The organism is Rathayibacter sp. VKM Ac-2760, from assembly GCF_009834185.1.
GTDB lineage: Bacteria > Actinomycetota > Actinomycetes > Actinomycetales > Microbacteriaceae > Rathayibacter.
In genome coordinates, this window is the sequence record NZ_CP047173.1 from 2,087,935 (window position 1) to 2,109,368 (window position 21,434).

Genomic DNA, 21,434 nt, shown 5'->3' on the forward strand with positions numbered 1-21,434 from the left:
TGTCCCAGCCGATCAGCGGAAAACCGCCCAGTCGTCCTTCGTGACCACTGTGGGAGTGCCCTCGATCTCGACCAGCCAGCCGCAGTCGGCGCGCTCGAGGTAGCGGCCCTCGATGATCTCGGCCGTCCAGCCGGCGTCGCGGGACGAAACCCAGCGGATGAAGCGGACGAGGCTGCCGCGTCGGAAGGTCGTGCCATTGCGATCCATGAGGGACTCCTCTTCGGGGGAGGTCGTCGGTCGACGAGGTTCTGGACATCGTTGATCGGACACGAAGGGGCGAGCCGGCGCGTCGCTGCTGCACGAATCGGCCCGCCCCAGCGGGATCGTCTCAGTGGACGAGGGCGACTTCCGCCTCGTCCCAGGCGGGGTTGAGGTCTTCCTTCTTCCCTCGGATGAGGAGGAATCCGATGACGGAGGCGGCGACCATGGTCACTGCCGCGGCTAGGAACACGGCCTTGTAGCCGTCGGTGAACGCGGCGAGTTCGGCCGTTCCGGACGCGATGGCGGAGTTCGCGGTACTCGCGTAGAACACGGTGAACACCGCGAGCCCGATGGACCCGCCGATGTGGAACACGGAGTTGACGACAGCGGAGGCCACTCCGGCGTCCTCGTTCTCGACCCCGAGAAGGGCGAGGTTCTGAACGGGAGGATCAGGACAGGTCGGCCGCCGACTTCCGTCTCATGTCGATGCGGGTTCCGCTGCCTGCAAGGCTCACCCGCCCTGTCGTCTCGGTCAGCGTCACGCCGCTGCCGATGCGGCAGGGACGGCACTCTCAGTGAGCGCCGCCATCGCTTCGCGCCACGGCAACACGGTCGCGAACGCGGCGCCCATGATGGCCAGCGACGCCTCGTGCTGCCCCGGAGCGCCCAGGACGCAGTCGGAGGCGACGTACATGTCGAAGTCGCGCATGTAGCCCGACCGCACCGTGGACTCCACGCAGATCGAGGTGACTGTTCCGGTCACCAGGACGGACGTGGCCTTCAGCGTCCGGAGAACCTGCTCGAGCGGGGTGTTCAGGAAAGCGTCGTAGCGGTTCTTGTCGATGACCGCCTCGCCCTCGTGAGGTGTCAGGTCCGTGTGGATGTCCGCGTCCCAGCTGCCGCGCTCGAGTATCTCGAAGCCAGGCGGGAGGAGGCCTTCCATGCGCATCGGCAGATCGACCATTCCGGGACGGAAGACGCTCCGGGTGTAGACGACGGGGATGCTCGCAGCACGGGCCGCAGCGATCGCCTCTCCGTTCGCGGCGATGACGGCCTCGACACCGGGCATCCCCAAGCCGAGGCTCGGGAGCGATCCCTCCGGGTGGATGAAACCGTTCTGCATATCGATCACGATCAGTGCGCTGGACATTCCGTCTCCTTGCTGAGCAGGTATGACGCGGTCATGAGCGAGAGGACCGCGGGGCCAGGACTGGCCCACGACCCGGCGCGTCAGACTCCAGAGATCGATGCATACGATCGAGAGTGCCTCCCCGTCAGACAGTCATCACGTCTGCGGGCGCCCTCGCCGAGGACTCGTCAAGGAAAGCAGAGCGACCACGACCTCCTGTGACCGGCGTGTTACCGGCATGTGAATTCACGCTTGGCTCAGGCCGGTGGATCGCGAGAGAAATCGAGCGCTCGCTCGATGACCAGTGCGGCCACGTCGCGTACTCCGATGCTCTCAGCGAACGCGTGGGCGCGGATCACCACCAGGGCGTCCGCGGGCGTCGACCGCATCTGGCTCATCACCATCTCTGTCGCCCGATGCACTTCTCGGCGCGAGAATGCGGGATCACGGACGGGCATGTCGTCCGCTGAACGACTCACGATCTGCTCGGCCACGGCCCTGGCCAGGGTTCCCGCCAAGCGACCGGCGAGCTGCAGCTGCTGAGCATCCAGCCGCATCGCGGCGCTGCTGTACAGGGTGACGGCGCCGATGCTCGAGGTGCCGACCAGCAGAGGAACGGCGAGGGCTGCCCTCACTCCGGCCGCCTCAGCGGAGTGACCGAACACCGGCCAGACAGCGGAGTGCCGCTCGTCGTCGAGGAGCATCTCGGTCGCACGGTCGGTGCGGTGTGCATCCCAGGCAGGCCCTTCACCGAGGTCGATCTGCATCTCGTCGAGTGTCGCCGCTCGACGACTCGTCGCCGCCAGCGTCAGGGCGTCATGGGGAGCGCCGAGAACGGACACGGCAGCGTCGTCGCCGGGAAGGATCCTCACGAAGGACGCGAGGAGCCACTCGATCTCCACACCGGAGGTTCCCACCCCGCGTCCTGGCACGTCACCGCTCACGACAGCCGGCGAGCCGAGCGCGGCAGCGCACTCACGCTGCTCTCGTCCGGCCATGGGGAGGGGGACATCGTCTCTGGAACCGCGTCCATGTCAGTAAGTCGGCTTTCCCCCGAGGAGGGCGACGTGGATCTCCTCGGTGAGGAGATCCAGCGCCCGCGCTTGGGCCGCGAGGACGGCTCTGCCGGCGCGCGTGATCGAGAGACGTCCGGCGCGCAGGACCGTGCTTCTCCTGCGCCCTTCGAGGAGCACCAGACCTCGGCTCGAGAGGCCGTGGAGGCGCGCGCGCAGAGCGAGGAGGCTGATGCGGCCGTCGGGACGGTGCGCGAGCGCCGCTCTGAGGCGGTTCTCCTCGAGGTGCTCGCCTCGTGCGAGCTCGATCAGGATGAAGGTGTCGACGTCGCCGCTGGAGGCGCAGACGCTGCGCGCTCCCGGGTGCCGCGCCCGACCGGGCAGAGCCGTCAGGAGGCGGCGCCTGCGGGACGGAGCGGGAACCCTCTCTCTCACTCGAAGAGGGAGAGGGTGAGCGTCGAGCTGTAGTCGCCGGCGTCGACGGTGGACGGGGTCTTGAGGGTCAGGGCCGCGTCGGCGGTCCAGGAGCCCTCCTCCGCGACTCCGGCGCTGTCGTCGGTGATGGCGAGCAGCTCCTGGTCGACGAGGCCGACGTTGTTCGGTCCGGCGTCGAGGGCGGTGTCGACGACGTCGCCTTCCGCGACGAGTCCGGAGTCGCCGCCGTCGATCAGGTTCGGCGCCCAGCCGAGGTTCTCCGCGCCGATCGTGTCGCCGGTCGACGAGGTGAAGTCACTCGCCGTGCCGAGCACGTACCAGCCCGCTCCGGCCGGGATGTCCGCGGCGTCACGCGTGTCGGTGATCGTGACGGTGGGCAGGGTGCCGGTGAACTGGCGGACTGCGCCGGTTGAGCCGTTCTCGGTCAGGGCGGTGGAGTCGCTCGCGACGGTCATCGAGAGGGCGCCGACCCCGGTGAGGGGCGCGATCTGCACGTTGACGTCGACGTCGTCGGCGCCCTGCTGCTCGTCGGCGAAGGCGGTGCCGGCGGCGCCGAGCAGGAGCAGGCCTCCGGCGATGCCGGCGGTTCCGCGGAGGAGGAAGGAGCGAGTGTTCATGGCGGATTTTCCGTTCTTCGGCCGGTGGTGATGCCGGCACGGCATGTGTGGTGGGTGTTTGGGGGCGGAGTCGATCCGACTTGCGAAGGATCTTGCCTGTCGGGCGGGAGACCGCAGGAGGCGGGGGTCGCCCAGCGCTTGTTTGCGACGGGGTCGATGGGGCTCAGGTGAGGTCGAAAGCGTTGCCGTTGATCAGCAGGATGTCGCGATCGTCGAAGGCCGTTGGGGTCTCGTTTGTCTCGTTCAGTGCTTCGCGGATGCCGTCGTTCTGGTTAGTGAAAGCGGGTGGTTGCATGATGCTCGTCAGAAGGAGGCCGGCGGCGAGGAAGGTCACGGTTGTTCTGCGGTGCTGCATGGAGTCGGTCCTCGTCTTTCCGGTGACGGTGCTGGGGTCGGCTGTGGTGATGTCCGTTGTGGGTGTGCGGGGAGCGGGCGGTCGTGCCGCCCGCTCCCCCTTGCTCAGCGGCAGCTGCGCGCGGAGTAGTCGGCGTTCTTCTGGGCGGTGACGACCTTGCCGTCGATGGTGGCCGTCGACGTCGTGGCGACCGATCCGGCGGGGATCGAGACGGCGCGGGTGGTCGTCGCGGTCGTAGCAGACGTGCCGGGTGCGACGCCGGTCACGGTCTTGGAGCCGTAGGCGGTGGCCGTGGTGACGTCGATGGTGGAGCGGCTGTCGTTCTTGACCACGGTGGTGAGGACGACCTTCCCGCTGACGCAGCGGGTGGACGCGGTCGCGGTCACGGTGAGGGGTGAGGTGACGGTCACCTTCGCGGTCACGGTCCGGTTCGCGGGCGCGACCTCCTCGGTCGGCGTCAGGTCGAAGACCGGGCGGCCGTCGGCGGCGTAGTGGATGCGGGCAAGGCGGGTGTCGCGGCCGTCTCCTCCGACTCCGTTGCCCCAGGTGTGGTAGACGTACAGGTCGTTGCCGTCCTCGTCCTGGGTGACGGCGCCGTGGCCGGGTCCCTGCTCGTAGGTGCGGTAGTCGATCACGCCGTCGGGCATCGGGACGCTCTGCAGGAGCGGGGCGTCGTACTTCGTCCAGCTGGCGATGTCGGTCAGGTCGCTGCCCTCCTTCGCCCAGGCGCCGCCGACGATGTACTTCGGGCTGACGCCGCTGCTGGAGTAGACGAGCGTGATCCTCCCGTCGCGTTGGATCGCGAACGCTCCCTCGGACAGGTGGTCCTCGAACGTCAGCGAGGGCACGATGATCGGGGTCGGCTCGCCGATGACGCGGGTGGGGTTCGCGGGATCGACCTTGGCGATCCAGGTCGCCGGGTCGCTCACTCCGTTGTCGACGTAGCGCTGGGACCAGGCGTAGTAGGCGGTTCCACCGGACTCGAAGTAGCTCATGTCGAGGCTGATGTTGCGTCCCGTGCCGGGGCGTCCGAGGGCGCTCCCGTCGCTCTTCAGGACGGCGCGCGGCGCGCTCCAATCGGAGGGGTTCGCGGGGTCTCCGCCGTCGCGCAGCTGCATGATGTGCGCCTGCACGGTGAACCATGCGCCGCCCTGGTTCGACTGGTCGTTGTCCGGGTTGAAGCACGGGGCGAACAGGATGGAGAGCTTGCCGCCGATCTCGTGGATCTCGGGGGCCCAGTAGCAGCCGGCGATCACCCTGCCCTCGGCGGTGCGGTCCATCCGGGTCGTGCGGTTGAGGAGGTCCACCTCGCGGGCGCGTCCGCCGTTGTCGTCGCTGAGCTGGTCGATGCTGTCGGCGACCCGGATCGGCAGGTGCTGCGAGGCGACGTTGTCGTTGTTCGTGTCGTCCGTGGCGGTGAAGAGGTACTGCGTCTTCCCGTTGCGCTCGTAGCGGTAGATCGTCGGATCCGCGCGGTTGTAGGCGAACGGCTCGTTGTACTGCCGCTGACGGACGGTCCCGGAGAGGTCGTACGTTCCCGGGCCCTTCGCGGCGAGGTCGGCGAGCTGCTGCTGGTTCCAGTCGATGCCGAGGCTGCCGGTCGAGCCGTCGTTGTAGGAGAGCTGCGCCTTCACTCCGGACAGGGCGGAGGTGTCGCCCTGATCGATCGTCTGCGGTGCGACCGAGGATCCGGTGTTGACCGTGCGGCCGAACCTCTTCGCGAGCGAGTCGGCGACGGTGCCGGAGACGGTCAGCGCGCCGCCCGGCAGAGCGTCGGCGACGCGGCCCGAGACTCCGGAGAGGTCGGGAGCGGCGACGGTGGTGGGGCTTCCTCCGAGGACCGCACCGCGGTTCCCGTCGGTCACGACGACGCTGCGACGGCCGCCGTCCTTCGGCCAGAACGCCTGCGCGCGGAGCTCGGTGCGGGCGAGGTCCGTGACGGTCGTGTACTTCGCAGCCCCGGTGGAGTCCGTCCAGGAGACGAGGTAGCGGTTCTGGTCCGTGTCGTAGACGGCCTTCGGCGCGACGACGCCGCCGGTGGTGCCGAGGTCGATGAGGCCGAGCTCGGTGAAGTCGGACGCGGTGGCGTCCGTGGCCTTGAAGACCAGAGCGCTCGAGGCGCCGGTGCCGTCGGACGCGCCCGACTGCAGGACGCGGGTGGCGATCACGCCGACGGTGCCGTCGGCGAAGGTGAACAGCGAGGGGTTCGCGAGGCCGCGGGTGTCGGCCTTGTCGGTGCCGACGAAGACGGCGTCGGCGAAGAGGACTCCCGAGTTGCCCGAGAGCGGTGCCGCGTCGGCGACGGACGAGCCGAGTGCCAGGTGGAGGCCGCGGGCGACCGTGTCCTGGTTCGCCTTGTCCTCGCCGGTCGGCGTCCGGGTGTACGACACCACGGTCTTCGCCGTGGAGGCGCTGAGGACGGTGGTGCGGAAGGTCTTCGTCAGCGTGGTGGCGCCGACCTTCACGGAGGCCTTGAGTGCGAGCGCCCGGTCGGTCGCCGTGTCGTTCACGAGGCGGCCGTCGGACAGGCCGGCGCCGTCGGCGCTCCACGAGACGGTGTACCCGGCGACGGTGGGCAGGGCGGTGCCGGAGGCGACGGTCGGCGGGACGACGAGGGCGGTGCGCAGGCGCGCCGTGGCGTCGGCCTCGGTGTCCGCGGCGACGGTGACGGTGCGCGCGGTGCCGGTGGCGGCGGATCCGGCGAACGTCGCGGTCGGGGTCAGGGTCACGGTGGCGTTCGCCGAGCCGGGTGCCGGGCGGCGCACGGAGCCGTCGGTGCCGATCACCGCGGGGTCGCTGCTCGCCCAGGTGAGGGTCGAGCCGCCGGCGCCGCGGGTCGGGAGAGCGAGGTCGCTGGTGACGGGGCCGGTGACCGCGATGGTCGCGGCTGCGGCGTCGGAGGCGGCGATCGCGGCAGCGGCCGGAGCCGCGTCCTCGCGCACCTGGTCCTGGGTGAGGGCGGCGGAGTAGACGTGCACGTCGTCCATCGCCCCGGCGAAGAGGGGGTCGGGGCCGTAGAACGACTTGCCGAGGAGGCCGGAGAAGGCGGAGGTGCCGACGGTCGCCGCTCCGGTCGCGGAGGTCGGGGTGGTCTGCGCGAGTCGGCCGTCGACGTAGGTCGAGACGCTCACTCCGCTGCGCAGCACGACGGCGACGTGCGTCCAGCGGCCGGTCGCGGCGGGACCGGCATCGGCCGCGCGCTGCTCGGAGCCGTTCTTGACGGCGCCGATGAGGTTCCCGCCGCACTGTGGGGTGCTGAAGAGGTACCGCTCGGTCGACTGGCCGAGCGCGAAGGCCCAGCTGCAGTTTTGGTTCCCCTCCCAGCGCAGCCAGGCGGACATGGTCACGTCGGTGGTCGCCGCCGTGGTCAGTCCCGGTGCGATCTCGGCGAAGGCGGCGGAGCTCCCGGCGGCGCCGCCGGGGAGGCGCAGGGCGCGGTCGGTGCCGCCGCGGGGTCCCACGACCGTGGTGGCTCCGGTGCCGCGGACCGTGGCGGAGCGTCCCGCCACGGACTCGGCGAGCGCCGTGCCCGCGGTGACGGCCGCGCCGGCGGCCGCGGTCGAGGAGAAGTCGTAGGAGAGGATCGGGCCGGGGACCGCGGCCTGTGCGGGCGCGGCGCTGAGCGCCGCACCTCCCGCTGTCAGGCTCGCGGCGACCAGGAGGGCCGTCGTGCGTCGGAACCGCATTGTTCGTCTACTTCCGTCGAGGGGAGGGACCCGGGGAGCACGGACGCTGCGGTCCGTGCTCCCCGGAGGACAGGAGCCGGGGCTCCGGGGTGGAGAGATCCGGGAGGGGGGCTGGTCGGCGCTCCTCCCCTCCCGGATCTCGGTCTAGCGGCAGCTGAGTGCCGAGTAGGGTGCGCTGACCGTCCGGGTGCCGGACGCGTCCTTCGAGGTGACGCTCACGTCACCCGCGGTGACCGAGGCGGCGCGGGTGCTGAAGGCGGCGGTGACCGACTTGCCGGGTGCGACGCCGGTGAAGGTCTTGCTCCCCCACTGCGACGCGACGGTCAGCTCGACGGTCGAGCCGCTGGTGTTGGTGGCGGTCGCGGTGACCGTCACCTTGCCGGCGATGCAGCGGTTCGAGGCCGAGGCCTCCACCGACGGTCCGGGAGGAGCGGTCGCCGTGATCGTGGCGATCGCGGGGGTCGCGGCCGAGTTGGCGAGCTGGCCGCGGACCTGCACGGTGTCCCCCGCCTTCTTCAGCGAGCTGAGATCAGCGGTCTCCCACGTCACGGCGACCGTCTCGCGGTGGCCGTCCTTGAACGTGGCGCCCACCGTCGCGGGCAGGTCGACGGTCGTCGATCCCGCCTGCACGGTCCGGGCCACGGCGTCGATCGAGGTCACCAGGAGCGACGGGTTCCACTTCGCGGCGAGCGCGTCGCGCTCCTTCGCGGTGATGGAGACGACCGATCCGTGGCGGGGCGAGGCCGGCAGCGAGAAGCTGCTGGGGATCGTCCACTGGATGTCGCCCTCGAGCGAGTTCGTGCCGAGCGGGATGTAGCCGCGTCCGCCGTAGTTGTCGGTCCAGAGGAAGTACTTGTAGCCGGACCGATCGCCCTCGTTGGTCTTGAAGATCTCGGGACCCTCGACCTCCGGCGTTCCGGCGGTGCGGCCGATGCAGGTGTCGATCAGGCTCCACGCGCCGGAGGCGGTGGTGGCGCGCAGGTTCGTCGACTTCTGTCCGATGATGTCGGGCGAGGGGCAGCCGCTGGTCTCGGTCGCCTTCGTGAAGCGGTAGTAGGTGTCGCCGTCCTTGAGCATCGTCGCGTCGATCAGGCCGTTGCTCTTGTTCAGCGAGGGGACGTCGGCGGCCTTGAACCAGACCTCGGGGGTGGTGAAGTCGCGGAAGTCGCGGGTGGTGGAGGTGAGGATCTGCGGTCCGTTGCCGTCCTCCACGTTGCGCGTGCTGTCGGTGAAGAGGGCCGAGGTCCAGTAGACGACGTAGGCGTCGATCGTGGGGTCGTAGGTGGCCTCCGGCGCCCAGGTCATGCCCGCGTTCGGCAGGTTGACCTCGACGTGGCGCTGCTGGCCCCAGTTGACCAGGTCGGTGGACTCCCAGATCTCGAGGTAGCGGCTGCCGCGGTTGGTCGATCCGCCGAAGCCGGTGGTGCCGACGGAGAGGTCGGTGGCCATCAGGAAGAAGCGGTCGCCCTCCTTCGAGCGGAAGATGAACGGGTCGCGCAGGCCCTTCGTGCCCAGGGTCGAGGTGAGGATCGGCTGCGCGTCGTTCAGGGTCTTCCACTTGAGCGAGTCGTTGCCGTCCGAGGTGGCGAAGCGGATCTTCTCGCCTTCGACGCTGTCGCCCGTGAAGTAGGCGAACAGGTACGCGTCGAGGTCGGACGCGGCGACGGGGGCCGCGGCCGGCACGGTGCGCGTGAGCGTCCGCACGAGGGGGGTGGTGCCGGCGACGGTGACCGTCGCAGTGAGGGTGACGGTGGTGTCGGCGGACGGACGCGTGAGCGATCCCTTCGCGACGACGTTCGGCGCGGTGCCCTTGTCGGCGGAGCTGATGACCGCCTCGTTCGACGAGGTCCAGGTGACCACGGCGCTCGAGCTGTTCGCGCGCGCGGCGGTGGCGGCGACGTCGGCTCCGGTCGAGGGCAGGTTCAGGCTGCCGCGCACCGGTCCGGCGAGGGCGGGGTCGTTGCTGATGCCGTCGGCGACGGCCCGGGCGAGCTCGGCCTCGGCGCTGTCACCGGCGGCGTACGCCGGGACGAAGACGGTGGTCGAACGGCCGACGACGGTGACGCCGCCGTGGACGGCGGTCGGGGTCAGCGTGACGGTCGCGTCCGGGGTACCCGCGGCGGGCCGGGTGACGACGCCGCTGGTGCTGACGACGCCGGGGGCGCTCGACGTCCACGTGATCGTGGAGCCGTTGGCGCCGGTCGTGGGGAGAGTCAGGTTCGCGGTCACGTTCGAGGTGTCGCCGAGCGAGACGACGGCGTCCTGGTTCGCGAGCACGGAGTGCACGCTCGCGGCGCTCTGCTGCACCTGGCCCGCGGTGAGCGCGGAGGTCCAGACCTGCATGTCGTCGATGGCGCCGGCCCAGTAGGCGTCCGCGCCGTAGAAGGACTTGCCGAGGAAGCCGGAGAACGTGGAGGTGCCGATCGCCGAGGCGGCGGTGAAGGTGGTGCTGCCCTGGCCGACGAGAGCGCCGTCGAAGTAGGTCGAGACCGACTGGCCGCCCTTGACGACGACCGCCATGTGCACCCAGCGGTCCGCGGCGACCGGCGTGCTGCCGGCGCCCCGAACCTCGGAGCCGCTCTTGATCGCGCCGAAGCCGGAAGGCCCGCACTTCGTGGTGGCGAGCACGTGCGAGTCGACGCTCGACCCGAGGGTGAAGGGCCAGGTGCAGTCCGGAGCACCGCTCCAGCGCAGCCAGGCGGACATCGTGACGTCCTGAGTGCCGGCGGGGATCAGGCCCGGCGCGATGCGGACGTGCGGCGCGGCCGACGTGCTGGGGCCGCCCGGGAGCGAGAGCGCGCGGTCGCCCGACGCGCCGGAGGGCCCGGCGACGCTGGTGGCACCGGCGTTCACGAGCGTGCCCGGGTGGTTGCCGGGAGCCGTATCGGCGATGACGGCTCCGTTGCCGAGGGTCGCGCCGATGCCGTCGAACGAGTACTGCAGCACGGGCGCGGGAACGCTCTCGGCCGCGCCGGCGGTGCCGATCGGGCCGAGGACGCCGCCGAGGCAGGCGACGGCGAGCGTCAGCGCGGCGCCCGCTCGAGGGAGGCGTGAGCGCCGAGTGCGCTCCTGCCGGGGGGATCGTGACATGGGTCGTCCTTCAGGTGAGGGGGGTGGGGAGGAGAGGAAGGCGCTGCGAGCGAGGTCGCAGCGGGACGTGGTCCGCGTGCAGCAGCGGGCGAGGCGGAGGGTGTGATCCTCCGGCGGGGCGCCAGCGGGCCGGTCGCCGCGGCGGACGTCCTGCGCGGGCTCGATCGCCCGGGCGGGCCGCGGTCAGGGGCGCCGGGTCAGGGGCGCCGGGTCACGGGCGCCGCGCCAGCGGCGTCAGGGTCTTCACCGGGGAGCGGGAGCCGGCGAGGTCCGCGGAGCAGGGACGGACACCGTCAGAAGGGGTGCGCCGACCGTCGTGCGGAAGGTGTGGAGTCGTCATCGTCGACGGTCCTCTCCGGCTCGTCATCGAACCGCTGGATCTGGGGGTGGACCGGGAGGAGCGTCGTACCGCTCGACCACTGACCGTCACTGTAGCGAGTTTTGTTAACGGTAACAATGCCGGGATTCCGCCGATCTTTCTGGCACGGATGATGGAAGCGCTCTCTCCGCCCGAGGGCTGGAATCCGCCCTTCCGCACCGTGATCCTCGGCACGGATCGCCTGGGGAACGACACTTGACACCGAGTCGGTGACCGGTCGAGGGTTGTCCACGTCAACATCCGGTCGACAGCCGCTTCGCCTCCATCAGAGCCGCAGCGTCGACCCGGCCCGCGACGGAACCTCCGGATCACCAGCCCGGACGGCTCCGATGCACCCTCGTGCCGCCCTCCGACGATCCGGAGGCGGCGCTCTCCCGCGACCCCACCACGCACGTCCCTTCGGGGACGCCGGATGTCCTCGAAAGGCACTCCATGTCCTGGACGACGAAGTCCCGACTCTCCCCCCGCACGATCGGAGCTCTGATCGTGGCCGCCGTCGGCCTCACGACGCTCGGCGTGAGCACTCCTGCCGTCGCGGCGACCGCCCCGGTCGGCACCGGAGCGGCGCAGGAGATCCGCAATCAGCACAGCAGCATGTGTCTCGACGACTTCGACTTCGGCACTCAGCCCGGAGCCGAGGTGCGGCAGTGGAGCTGCACCGAGGCGAGCAACCAGCGCTGGCAGGTCACCGACCTCGGCACCGGCTACGCCGAGATCAAGAACACCTTCAGCAACCTCTGCCTCGACAACTTCGACTTCGGCACCACCCCGGGCTCGGAGGTGCGGCAGTGGAGCTGCAACGGCAGCACCGCCCAGCAATGGCGGATCACCTCCGTCGGCGGGGGCTACTCCGAGATCGCCAATCGGCACAGCGACCTCTGCCTCGACAACAAGGACTTCCGCCAGCTCGACGGCTCCCCCGTTCAGCAGTGGACCTGCACCGGCTCCAAGGCCCAGCGCTGGGCACTGACCGATCCGACCGTGCAGAAGATCACCTGGACGCTGAACCGCTCCGCGAGCCCGACCGCGGACGAGGCCGACGCCTACGCCCGCATCACCGATGCGATGGACCGCGCCGTGGCCCGCTACAACCGCCTCAGCAACATCGGTCGCCAGCTGACCGTTTCGTACAGCCCCGGAACCCCGACGGCCGATGCGAACATCTACGGCCAGATCCGCTTCGGCACGGAACGCGTCTACATGGTGGAGGGCACCGCCATGCACGAGATCTCGCACACGGTGGGCTTGGGCACGTCGACCACCTTCAACTCGAACTGCGCGAACAACAGCTGGGACTCGGCCCTGGCACTGCTGCGCACCTGGGACGGACCGGACGCGACGATCAACTGCACCGTGGGTCACATCCTGAACTACGGCCTCAACTACAACAGCGAGTTCAGCCAGCTAAACCTCGAGCGCCACGTGAAGCTGGTGCAGTCCATGATCAGTGACGGCATGTAGCCGTCACTCCAGAGACGTCCGAGCCGAGCAGGGCCACTCGCTCGGGAGTTCCCGCGGACGTGTCGGGCACCGCACCCTGGGGAGGGCGGTGTCCGGCACGTCCGCTTCGTCGTTCCTCGACCGTCTTGCCTCCGCTGCTCACGCGGCTGCCGATCGATGCCGACAGAGCAGCCCTCGTCGTGCGCGTCTCGAGCGGAGGGGGCGCCCTCGGCGCCGTCGCAGGGCGGGGAGGAGCCCGACGTTCTTGCGGTGGTGGGTCTCGATACGCCCCTAAGGGGCTACTCGACCAGCATGGGTGCACAACGTGTGCGTGCGCGCTTGCGCGGCCGACGGCTGCTGCCGCAGGACGCTCACGCACGCTCAGGACGCCGGCGCGACGTCATGCTGATCGAGTAGCGCTCGCAGAGGGCGTATCGAGATCCACGTCCTGCAGAACGCGGGTCTCGATGCGCGCTGCGCGCTGCTCGACCGGCATCGAGCGCCGCGTCGGACGCTGGGGCGCTCCGCGAGCGGGAACGACGAAGAGGAGCGGGGTCGACAGGACGCCGACCCCGCTCCTCCTCGCGGTCTAGCCGCAGCGGGCGGCGGGGTACGTCGCGCTGACGGGCGTGCTCGCGCCGCCGGCGACAGCCGTCCCGGTGAGCGTCCCCGCGGTGATCGCGGTGGCGCGGGTCGTGATCGCCAGGGAGGCGGTCTTCTGCGCGCCCACGCTCTGCGTGCGCTCACCCCAGGGCGTCGCCCAGGTGACGACCGCCGCGGCGGCACCGGTGTTCTTGGTGACGACGGTGACGATCGCCTTCCCTGCCACGCAGCGCGACGTGGCGGTCGCGGTCACCGTCGACGTCGTTCCCCGGACGACGACGGTCGCGGTGACGGTCCGGTTCCCCGGCGCCACCTCCTGGTTCTTGGTCAGCGACAGATCGAGGGTGCCGTTGGCGCGGACGTTGACGCCCTTAAACCAGGTGTTGCGGTCGGAGTCGAACAGCCCACCGGCGTTCTGCGGGTCGGTGGCCTGGTGCGGGTCCTGGTAAGGGCGGGCGTGGTAGGCGAGCACGAGGTTGCCCGATTCGTCCTTCGCGAACGAGTTGTGTCCCGTTCCGGCCTGCTGCTTCGTGTAGTAGCGGGTCTCGTCCGCTCCGAGGCGACCGGTGAAGGTGTCGTTGGTGTCGAGCACCGGGAAGGGCGTCTGCTTCCAGCTCGCCGGGTCCTGGAGGTCGGCGTTCGCGGTCGTGGTGAGGAGACCGAGGCTGTAGTACTTGTCGACCGTGCCGCCGGAGTACGTGATCGAGATCGCGTCTCCCTGCTGCACCATGAACGGCGCCTCGACGACGGCCTGGTCGGCACCCTCGGTCGTGTCGCTGGGCGTGGGCGACCGCTTGCCCATCTCCCACGGCTGGGACTCGCCGTACACGCGCTTCAGCTCGCCGTCGACGAGGGGGACGGTGCCCTTCGGCCCGGCCTTCGCCTTGGCGATGAGGATCTGGTTGCCGGAGGGAATGACCCAGTAGCCCTGCTGCTTGCCGGCCTCGGTGCGCTCGAAGTAGTTGACGTCGAACGCGGCGCCGTCGAGGACGACGGGCTCGCCCCACTTGGTCTGGTCGAAGAAGCCGCCGGCGGCGATGGACTCGTCGGTGCCCGTGTAGGGGATGAGGACGGTGTTGTCGCACCATCCGCCGACGGGTGCGTAGCCCTTGTTCATCCCGGCGACGATCCACCAGGTGCCGTTGATCTTGTGGAACTCCTGCGCCCAGATGTAGCCGCCCCAGCCGTAGAACGTGTTCGGGTACTGCCCCTCCTTGCCGGGCGTGCCCTTGTCCGGGTCGATGACGATCTGCTCCGGCGCGTCCTGCAGCCCCGCGAGCGTCGTGGCCCGCTTGAGGCCGATCTTGCGGTAGCTCGAGCTCTCCTCGATCGGTCCGAGGGAGGACTGGCCGTAGTGCGATCCGGTGAGGTAGTAGTAGCCGTCGTCGGGGTTGAAGAAGACGTGCGGATCGGCGCGGGCGTCGCTGACCATCTCCTCGGGGTCCTGCTGGACGGTTCCGGAGACCTGGTAGCTGCCCGGCTTCGTGGTGTCCACTGCGGAGAGGTCGTCCTGCCAGTCGACGTTGAGGCTCTTCTTCGATCCGTCGTTGTAGTTCAGCGTGGCCTGCTTCGGGAGCGCAGCGGCTACTCCGGCGGCTCCGGCTCCCTGGGCGATCGTGGCGTCGATCTTCTCGACGCCCGTGTTCTGGAGGTCGACGTAGTTCTTGTAGAAGACGTCGAACTCGGCGGCCGTCAGCGTGACGTCGCTCGCCTGGCTCTGCGCGGCCCAGGACGGGAGTCCTGCGCCCTGGACGCCGAGGACCCGGGTGTCGGCTTTCGAGGTGACGCCGAGAGGTGCGCTCGTGGTCAGATCGGCGAGGACCGTCACCCGTCCTTCACCGGTGAGCAGGTCCGTCCAGAACACCTTGTACTTCTGCGCCGTGGCGTCGAACACGATCCGCGGGTCGGTCACGACCGAGCCGGGAGCGATCCGCACGGCGCGCTGCTGCGAGAACGTGCTCCCCTCGGGGGAGGTCCACACGTAGACGGAGTCGGTCGCGTTGTTCTGCGCGGACACCGCGCCGAGGGCCCCGCTCGCGTAGCGGAAGAGGCTCGGCGACCCGACCTGCGCGTTCGGCCTCGCGCCCTGGTCGCCGTCGTTGGCGACATACAGGATCGCCTGGGAGCGGTTCAGCGGCTCCCAGCTGCTGCCGCCGGCGGGCAGTGCCGCGGCGTACAGCGCGTCGGCGCGGCGGTCGTCGTTGTAGGCCAGCGGGTCGTCCTTCGTCCCGGCGGTGGTGGTCACCGTCTTGACGTAGGTCGCGATCCGTCCGCCGGGGGCGGCGATGCGGCTGTCCCAGCGGAAGGTCTGGCTGCTGCCCTCGACGGTGGCGGTCAGCGTCACGGCGGCAGTCCCGGTGCCGAGGCCCGACGTGTCGATCGCTCCGTTCGACTGCACGCGGCTCGCCCCGGCGCCGGTGGCGCTCCAGGTGACCTGCTTGCCGAGGACGCGGGACGGGAGGTCGCCGAGCACGGTGGCAGGCACGGCCAGTGCGGCGCCCGCGTCAGAGGTGACTGCCGGGGTCTCCGCGCCCAGCTCCGAGCCGGAGAGCGCTCGGTCGTAGATGCGGAGGTTGTCGATCAGGCCGGAGAAGTACTCTCCCCCGCCCCAGTTCGCCTTCCCCACCTGGAGGACTCCACCGGAGGAGCCGAGGATCTGGCTCAGCGGGACACCGGAGCCGTTGACAGCGACCGGCTTCCTATCGACGAAGAGTCGCGTGGTCGTCTCCGTGACGACCAGATCGACGTGCTTCCACGCGGCGTTCGTCGCCGTCGTGGCAAGGTTGCCGGCCGTGTTCCGGCCGTTCGTGTTGTCGTACCGCTCGACCGTGATTCCCGAGGTCCGGTCGAGGACGCCGAGGTAGTGCTCCTGGGCGTACTCCTGACGCGTGGTGGAGCGGGCGGCGAAGACGGCCCAGCCGGTGTTCGCCGCGGCGTCGGGCTTGCTGTCGTACGAGATCGTCACGTTCTGCCGGCCGGCCAGGAGCGCCTTGCCGTCCGTGGCGGTCAGGTCGAGCCACGAGGCCGACGAGAGGCGCGCGGCTGTTCCTTGGCCCGTGTTCCCGGGGACCAGGTTCGCTGCTCCCTGGACGGAAGCGCGGGTGCTGCGGTCGACGAACGCGCCGTTGCTCGGGGCCGCATCGAAGGTGAAGCTCGCTAGCAGGCTCTGCTCCGGGGACGGGACCGCATCGGCTGCTGTCGCGGCGGACGCGGGAACGGCGCAGGAGGCCAGGAGGGCGACCGTCGCCACGGCGGCGGTGACGAGCGCGCGCAGCGCTTTGGGATCGGGTCTCTGGGGTCGTGGGGTCGTCGACATTGACGGTTCCTCTCCGGATTCGCCTCTGAATCCGACGTGGGGGAAGCGGAAGCGCGAGTAGCGCAACGCGTGTCGAACTACGGGGAGGACAGGGGATCCTCGTCGACACGCTGAACCTAATGCAGATTGTTCACGGTAACAAGACGGCGATGGTTAGGCCGAGGATCCGGGTGAGCACCTCGTCGAGCTGCACGGCGGGGTAGAGCCACGTCGCGTCTCGTCGCTGAGCTTGATGATCTCGTAGGCCTCCGCGACACGCTCAGATCGCGCGAGCGCCTGGACGGGTCTTCCGACGAGGGCCGGCCGGATGTTCGCGTCGACGCTCGCGGTGGTGCGGGCGGGCAGCGCCTCGAGCAGAACGAGGACGGCGGAGCCCCCGGGCTCGAGGTAGACGGCGTCAGTGCCAGACCGGACGTAATGAATTGGCTCCCGTAGGGCGACGATGACCCCCTTCCCGCCGAGAGCCCGTTCACCGATAATCGAGATTATATCAGTTCGTGAGCGTGGACGCCGCTCGACGGGCTCCGAGGCGCGGGTTGCACACGAGCCTCGGAACCCGTCGGAGTCCCGCTTGCTAGGCGCCGGGTGCGAGGCCGAGCTGCGTGAGGATGCCGAGCTCGTCGCTGCTTCCCCAGCGCTCGGCGAGCTTGCCGTCGACGAAGGTGCTGATCTGCATGCCGCGGATCTTCACGGACTTGCCCGTCGGCGCGTGGCCCTGGAACACACCGGTCTGCGTGCCGGTCAGCGTGTAGGCGAACGCGACGCTGTAGTCGTCCGCGACCAGCTTCTCGACTTCGAGCGCCATGTCGGGGAACGCGGTCCGCAGGTCGCCGAAGAACGCGGCGTATCCCTCCGGACCGGGTGCCTGGCCGGGCGCCGGGTCGTGATCGACAGAGTCGGGCGCGACGAGTGCGTCGAACGCGGCGAAGTCGCCGGCGTTGACCGCCTCGCCGAAGGCCTGTTGGGAGGCGATGTTCTGCTCGCGAGTCATGTGGTGTCACCTGTTCTGCACCGGTCCGGTGCCTCGAGGAGTGGTGCGGGGTCGTCAGCGACGGTACGCAGGCCGCTCGGGGGCGATACAGGGCTTGCGCGCTCCCCCGGGCGCTTCACGCCCCCGCTCCTGGTGGTCGAGATTAAGTCGATTTGCGTTTCGGTCGTTACCCCCCAGCACGGACGCGCGCCGAACAAACCCTCCCGATGGCGACGTACTCGTCGAATCCTGGCGATGACCGACGACCCGAAGGGCAACGCTCCGGTGCTCGCCGCGCAAATGGCGAGGCAGAGGGAGATCTACCAGCACCTAGACCCGCGACGTTCGCTCAGGCGCCTACACCGTCCGCTTCCCGTGAAGTGCGTTGCGTGTATAGAGGCGGTTGCAGATCGGGCGGGGACGCGCCCGCGACTGGCGCCTCGTAGGGCAGCGCCTCCCCGATCCTGTTCTCGTCCGTGGAGTCCGCGGACGGCCCGTCCGGGAAACAGCTCTGGTTCCGGCTCAACCCCCGCGATCACTGGCGCCTCTGGTGGCGGGACCCTTTTCGTCAATCGCTGATGATTGAGATCATGTCAGTTCTCTATTTGGAACATGCACGAACGGGCTTCTCTGCCACGAACCCGATGCCCCCACCGGCGCCGTAGAAGCTTCGCGCTCCTCGATGAGCGAGAGGACATAAGCTCGCACGCATGGCAGCCGGCGCAGTGATGTACAACTTCGCGATACAGCTGGCTGATGTGGACCGCGGCGTCTACGAGGACATCACGCTGCGGGCCGCTCGGCACCCGTCCGAGACCGACGCGTACATGATGACGCGCGTGCTCGCGTACTGCCTCGAATACGTGGAGGGGATCACCTTCAGCGAGGGGATCTCGTCGACGGCGACCGAGCCGGCGGTGCTGGTCCGCGATCTCACCGGCAGGCTGACCACGTGGATCGAGGTGGGCGCGCCGGATGCCGAGCGACTGCACTTCGGGAGCAGGCTGGCCGACCGCACGACGGTCTACACGCATCGCAACCCGGAGAAGGTGATCGCGGCGTGGTCCGGCAAGCGCGTCCACCAGCTCGAGCAGATCACCGTGCAGAGCTTTGACCAGGGGTTCCTGGATGCCGCGGTCGCGGTACTCGAGCGCCGCAACACGCTGACCGTGTCGGTCGTCGAGGGGCAGCTGTATCTCGAGTTCAACGGCGTGACGTCGAGCAGCGACATCCACGTGCATCAGCTGGGCTGAGCCGGCGCCGAGTGTCGCTGGGTTCGTGTCCAGAAGACCGGTTGGAGGACACGGCGGAGCGTGACGGCAGAGCACTCGCCGCCGACGAGACCCACGTGCATCACCGGCCCTCCCCTGTCGCGAGCGTGCACGTCCGGGCGGTCGTGACCTGGCTGGCGATCTTCCCTCTGGTCACCATCGGGATGACAGTGCTGGCCCTCGTCGCGGACGAGTGGCCTCCTGTCTTGCGGGCCTTCGTCCTGACCGCCGTCGTGATGCCGCTCGCCGTCTACCGGGTCGTGCCGCGGCTGCTCCTCCTACACGGCCGGATCGTCGCCTTCCGCGGACGTCGCCGAGCGGCCCGTGGCTGAAGTCGCACGCTGACGGCTCCGGGTGCTGGGGGGGGGGGGGCTCGAGGTCTCTCTCAGTCGAGGGTGGTCTCGGCGAGCCGGTCGCGGGTGACGGTCGCGGCGGATGCCTGCTCCTCGACGTTGCGGGTGTTGAGCTCGAGGAGTCCCTCGGGCGTGAGTGCGGCGCTGATCGAGTCGATGATCGCGGCGGCGTCCGCGTCGATCTTCTCGCTCGCCACGGGGACGAGGTGGGAGCCCCGGCTCGAACTCGCCGCCGAGACCCCTGCGAGAGTCGGGAGCTCCTCATTCCCGAGGGTGCCGAACGCGGATTCCGTGAGCGACCGAGCAGGCCCGCGCTAGGGAAGTCGCGGTGGCGCGATCAGTTCGAGGAAGCCGCCGAGCGCACCTTCGAGGTAGACGATGCGTGTACCCGCTCGGGCGCCGCTGGTCATCCGGTGGGGCGGACCGACCGGCCGCCACGGGTGGCACCCGGCTCGCCGCCCGGCAGGCCGGACATCGTGACGACGCGGTGCGGGCCGAGCCTCTCGGCGAGCCGGACCGACCGCTGCAGATCGGTCGCGTGCTTCTCGCCGATCTCGCGCCGGGGGTGCAGCGGATTCCCGTTGCAGTTGAGGCCGGCGATGCTCACCCCGGTGCCTTCGAAGATACCGAGGAAGTCGTCGCGGGCGGTGTCGCTCTCGAGGATGTCGTCGAAGGTCGGCACGTGGACGGCGGGCAGGAACCCGCCGGTGTTCAGCTCGATCCCCGTGAGGCCGAGGTCGGCGACGACCGTCAGTGCCTCGGGAAGCGGGCGGTCGTGCAGGATCGCGTTGCAGACGCCGAGCCGCATGGGGGTCCTTCTTCGTTGGAGGAGTGGTGTGGGAGAAAAGTGCTCAGAGCCGGCCGAGCACGTCGATGTCCTCGAGGAACGCGGCGTTCACCTCGGCGGAGACCGTCGCCCGGGTCGCGGTGATCGCGGTGACGTAGTCGTCGAGGCTCGGGCCGCGGGCGGCGTCCGCACCGGCGTAGACGGCGTGCTCGAGGGCGGACTGCGACGCCTTGCGGGCCGCGTACTCGATGTCGGCCGGGGAGAAGCCGTCGGTGAGCTCGACGAGCCTGCCGGTGTCGACGCCGACCGAGCCGGCCGGGAGGTAGCGGGCCCAGATCGCGGCGCGCGCCTCCGCGTCCGGGAGGCCGATGGGGATCACGTAGTCGAAGCGGCCGTGGCGGAGGAAGGCCGAGTCGAGCGAGCGGATGAAGTTCGTGGCGCAGATCAGCAGGCGGTCGCTCTGCTCGCGGAACGCCGGGATGATCTTCAGCAGCTCGTTGGTCACGCCCTGCGTCGGCGACGGCGGCTCTCCCTGGCGGTGCGAGGCGATCTCCTCCACCTCGTCGATGAAGACGACGGCGCGCTCGAGCTCGGAGACCATCAGGAAGGTCTCGCGCAGCGCACCCGCGAGCCCCTTCGGGTCGGCGGCGAGCCGGGAGGGGAAGACCTCGACGAACGACCACTCGAGCCTCGACGCGATCGCCTTGGCGAAGGTCGTCTTGCCGGTGCCGGGCGGGCCGAAGAGGACCACGGCGCTCGGCGGCGCGACCCCGAATCGCTCGGCGAGCTCGGGCTGCGCGAGCGGCATGACGAGCCGGCGCTCGAGCAGGGCCTTCTCGGCGCTCATGCCGCCCACCTGCTCCCAGAGCCCGCGCGGGAGCACGCGCCCGCCCAGCTCCGCCAGCAGCTTCAGCTCCTCGCGCTGCACCGGGATGCGGCGCTCGAAGTAGTGCAGGTTCTGCTTCTGCTCGAAGCCCTGGCGGAGGAAGGCGCCGGTACGGGTCTCGGCGGCGGGCATCAGCGCCGAGAGCTTCGAGACGCCGGTCGGCGCCATGCGGGCCTCCAGTGCGGCTAGGAGGGAGGAGCCGATCCCCCGACCCCTGGCCTCCGGAGCGGTCGCGAGGAAGACGACCCAGCCCTGCGCGTGCGCCGCCCGGCCGACCGCGGCGCCGACGACGTGGTCGCCCTCGAGCGCGACGACGGCGTGGTCCTTCGCGCAGGAGGCGAGCACCTCCGCGAGGTTGTACACGGGCTCGGCGTCGGCGACCGTCACGTGCTCCCAGAGCCGGAGGATCCCGTCGACGTCCTCGGCGTGATAGTCGCGGACGCGCCAGCCGGTCATGCCGCTCCCTCCCCCGCCTGCCGAGGCAGCCGGTCGCGGTCGTAGGTGATCGTGCTGTAGCCGTGCGGCTCCGGAGCGCCGTCCTCATCGAGGCTGACGAAGACGATGCGGTCGATCGCGAGGATGCTGCGCCGCGTCACCATGTTGCGGACCTCGGCGCGCATGGTGAGCGAGGTGCGGCCGAAGCCGGTCGCCCGCAGTCCCATCTCGATCAGATCGCCCTGGACCGCGGAGGACACGAAGTCGATCTCGGAGATGAACTTCGTGACCGCCCGTGGGTTGCCGAGCTGGAGGATCGCGTAGATCGCGGCCTCCTCGTCGATCCAGCGGAGCAGGCTGCCGCCGAAGAGGCTGCCGTTCGCGTTCAGGTCCTCCGGGCGCACCCAGCGGCGGGAGCGGAAGGTGATGTCCTGCTCGGCGGTGCCGGTGTCGGGGGTCACGGGACGG

The 21,434-nt window shown here is 70.0% G+C and carries 18 protein-coding genes and 1 pseudogene; 5 read left to right on the forward strand and 14 right to left on the reverse strand.

From position 1 onward, the window contains the following. Positions 1–12: 12 nt before the first annotated feature. From GSU72_RS09485 to GSU72_RS09500, 4 genes are all read right to left on the reverse strand, one after another. The gene (locus tag GSU72_RS09485; protein WP_159984791.1) at positions 13–207 is read right to left on the reverse strand and encodes a hypothetical protein; all 195 of its coding nucleotides are present in this window, start codon (positions 205–207) and stop codon (positions 13–15) included. Positions 208–328: 121 nt separating this feature from the next. After that, positions 329–598, reverse strand: a complete 270-nt coding sequence (locus GSU72_RS09490) for a hypothetical protein (RefSeq protein ID WP_159984792.1) — start codon at positions 596–598, stop codon at positions 329–331. A 141-nt stretch (positions 599–739) separates the two neighbouring features. After that, a complete protein-coding gene (locus tag GSU72_RS09495; protein WP_159984793.1) occupies positions 740–1,351 on the reverse strand; it encodes a cysteine hydrolase in 612 nt (203 codons plus the stop codon). 236 nt (positions 1,352–1,587) lie between these two features. Further along, complete coding sequence (locus tag GSU72_RS09500) at positions 1,588–2,328, reverse strand: GAF and ANTAR domain-containing protein (RefSeq protein WP_159984794.1); 741 nt, start codon at positions 2,326–2,328, stop codon at positions 1,588–1,590. A gap of 69 nt (positions 2,329–2,397) precedes the next feature. On the opposite strand from GSU72_RS09500, the gene GSU72_RS09505 reads away from it, so the two are divergent. After that, the gene (locus GSU72_RS09505; RefSeq protein WP_159984795.1) at positions 2,398–2,811 is read left to right on the forward strand and encodes a hypothetical protein; all 414 of its coding nucleotides are present in this window, start codon (positions 2,398–2,400) and stop codon (positions 2,809–2,811) included. Here GSU72_RS09505 and GSU72_RS09510 read toward each other — a convergent pair. From GSU72_RS09510 to GSU72_RS09525, 4 genes are all read right to left on the reverse strand, one after another. Further along, the gene (locus GSU72_RS09510; RefSeq protein WP_159984796.1) at positions 2,775–3,395 is read right to left on the reverse strand and encodes a hypothetical protein; all 621 of its coding nucleotides are present in this window, start codon (positions 3,393–3,395) and stop codon (positions 2,775–2,777) included. The two genes, GSU72_RS09505 and GSU72_RS09510, sit on opposite strands and share 37 nt — an antisense overlap. 163 nt (positions 3,396–3,558) lie before the next feature. Beyond that, positions 3,559–3,729, reverse strand: a complete 171-nt coding sequence (locus tag GSU72_RS09515; protein WP_159984797.1) for a hypothetical protein — start codon at positions 3,727–3,729, stop codon at positions 3,559–3,561. Between the two features lie 125 nt (positions 3,730–3,854). After that, complete coding sequence (locus GSU72_RS09520; protein ID WP_159984798.1) at positions 3,855–7,436, reverse strand: LamG-like jellyroll fold domain-containing protein; 3,582 nt, start codon at positions 7,434–7,436, stop codon at positions 3,855–3,857. Positions 7,437–7,580: 144 nt separating this feature from the next. Then, positions 7,581–10,526, reverse strand: a complete 2,946-nt coding sequence (locus GSU72_RS09525) for an immunoglobulin-like domain-containing protein (RefSeq protein ID WP_159984799.1) — start codon at positions 10,524–10,526, stop codon at positions 7,581–7,583. Positions 10,527–10,912: 386 nt separating this feature from the next. On the opposite strand from GSU72_RS09525, the gene GSU72_RS09530 reads away from it, so the two are divergent. Beyond that, entirely contained in the window at positions 10,913–11,104 is a 192-nt protein-coding gene (locus GSU72_RS09530) for a hypothetical protein (RefSeq protein WP_159984800.1), read from the forward strand. 233 nt (positions 11,105–11,337) lie between these two features. Beyond that, entirely contained in the window at positions 11,338–12,366 is a 1,029-nt protein-coding gene (locus tag GSU72_RS09535; protein ID WP_159984801.1) for an RICIN domain-containing protein, read from the forward strand. A 568-nt stretch (positions 12,367–12,934) separates the two neighbouring features. Here the strand turns inward: GSU72_RS09535 and GSU72_RS09540 are convergent. Next, a complete protein-coding gene (locus GSU72_RS09540; RefSeq protein WP_159984802.1) occupies positions 12,935–16,264 on the reverse strand; it encodes a family 43 glycosylhydrolase in 3,330 nt (1,109 codons plus the stop codon). Between the two features lie 574 nt (positions 16,265–16,838). Beyond that, a complete protein-coding gene (locus tag GSU72_RS09545) occupies positions 16,839–17,255 on the reverse strand; it encodes an ester cyclase (RefSeq protein WP_159984803.1) in 417 nt (138 codons plus the stop codon). Positions 17,256–17,944: 689 nt separating this feature from the next. On the opposite strand from GSU72_RS09545, the gene GSU72_RS09550 reads away from it, so the two are divergent. Together GSU72_RS09550 and GSU72_RS09555 are read left to right on the forward strand one after the other, a co-directional pair. Beyond that, positions 17,945–18,487: a YaeQ family protein gene (locus GSU72_RS09550; protein ID WP_159984804.1), complete on the forward strand. Its 543-nt coding sequence runs from the start codon at positions 17,945–17,947 to the stop codon at positions 18,485–18,487. A gap of 41 nt (positions 18,488–18,528) precedes the next feature. Next, complete coding sequence (locus GSU72_RS09555; RefSeq protein ID WP_348272843.1) at positions 18,529–18,837, forward strand: hypothetical protein; 309 nt, start codon at positions 18,529–18,531, stop codon at positions 18,835–18,837. A 53-nt stretch (positions 18,838–18,890) separates the two neighbouring features. Here the strand turns inward: GSU72_RS09555 and GSU72_RS09560 are convergent, their stop codons facing one another. The 4 genes and pseudogenes from GSU72_RS09560 to GSU72_RS09575 all read right to left on the reverse strand — a co-directional run bounded on the left by GSU72_RS09560 (position 18,891) and on the right by GSU72_RS09575 (position 21,427). After that, positions 18,891–19,055, reverse strand: coding sequence for a hypothetical protein (locus GSU72_RS09560; protein WP_159984806.1), 165 nt, complete (start codon positions 19,053–19,055; stop codon positions 18,891–18,893). Between the two features lie 242 nt (positions 19,056–19,297). After that, positions 19,298–19,666 (reverse strand): annotated as a pseudogene (locus GSU72_RS09565) (TIM barrel protein); the annotation flags it as partial. A 43-nt stretch (positions 19,667–19,709) separates the two neighbouring features. After that, positions 19,710–20,987: a GNAT family N-acetyltransferase gene (locus GSU72_RS09570; RefSeq protein ID WP_159984807.1), complete on the reverse strand. Its 1,278-nt coding sequence runs from the start codon at positions 20,985–20,987 to the stop codon at positions 19,710–19,712. Beyond that, positions 20,984–21,427 carry a hotdog domain-containing protein gene (locus GSU72_RS09575; protein ID WP_159984808.1) on the reverse strand — a complete coding sequence of 148 codons (444 nt, stop codon included), beginning with the start codon at positions 21,425–21,427 and terminating at the stop codon, positions 20,984–20,986. The genes GSU72_RS09570 and GSU72_RS09575 overlap by 4 nt, the downstream gene beginning before the upstream one ends. Between the last annotated feature and the right edge of the window lie 7 nt (positions 21,428–21,434).

Coding starts and splice junctions, on each gene's coding strand:
- GSU72_RS09485 (WP_159984791.1), bottom strand. CDS start 207: ATGGATCGCAATGGCACGACCTTCCGACGCGGCAGCCTCGTCCGCTTC.
- GSU72_RS09495 (WP_159984793.1), bottom strand. CDS start 1,351: ATGTCCAGCGCACTGATCGTGATCGATATGCAGAACGGTTTCATCCAC.
- GSU72_RS09500 (WP_159984794.1), bottom strand. CDS start 2,328: ATGGCCGGACGAGAGCAGCGTGAGTGCGCTGCCGCGCTCGGCTCGCCG.
- GSU72_RS09510 (WP_159984796.1), bottom strand. CDS start 3,395: ATGAACACTCGCTCCTTCCTCCTCCGCGGAACCGCCGGCATCGCCGGA.
- GSU72_RS09520 (WP_159984798.1), bottom strand. CDS start 7,436: ATGCGGTTCCGACGCACGACGGCCCTCCTGGTCGCCGCGAGCCTGACA.
- GSU72_RS09525 (WP_159984799.1), bottom strand. CDS start 10,526: ATGTCACGATCCCCCCGGCAGGAGCGCACTCGGCGCTCACGCCTCCCT.
- GSU72_RS09535 (WP_159984801.1), top strand. CDS start 11,338: ATGTCCTGGACGACGAAGTCCCGACTCTCCCCCCGCACGATCGGAGCT.
- GSU72_RS09540 (WP_159984802.1), bottom strand. CDS start 16,264: ATGTCGACGACCCCACGACCCCAGAGACCCGATCCCAAAGCGCTGCGC.
- GSU72_RS09545 (WP_159984803.1), bottom strand. CDS start 17,255: ATGACTCGCGAGCAGAACATCGCCTCCCAACAGGCCTTCGGCGAGGCG.
- GSU72_RS09550 (WP_159984804.1), top strand. CDS start 17,945: ATGGCAGCCGGCGCAGTGATGTACAACTTCGCGATACAGCTGGCTGAT.
- GSU72_RS09570 (WP_159984807.1), bottom strand. CDS start 20,987: ATGACCGGCTGGCGCGTCCGCGACTATCACGCCGAGGACGTCGACGGG.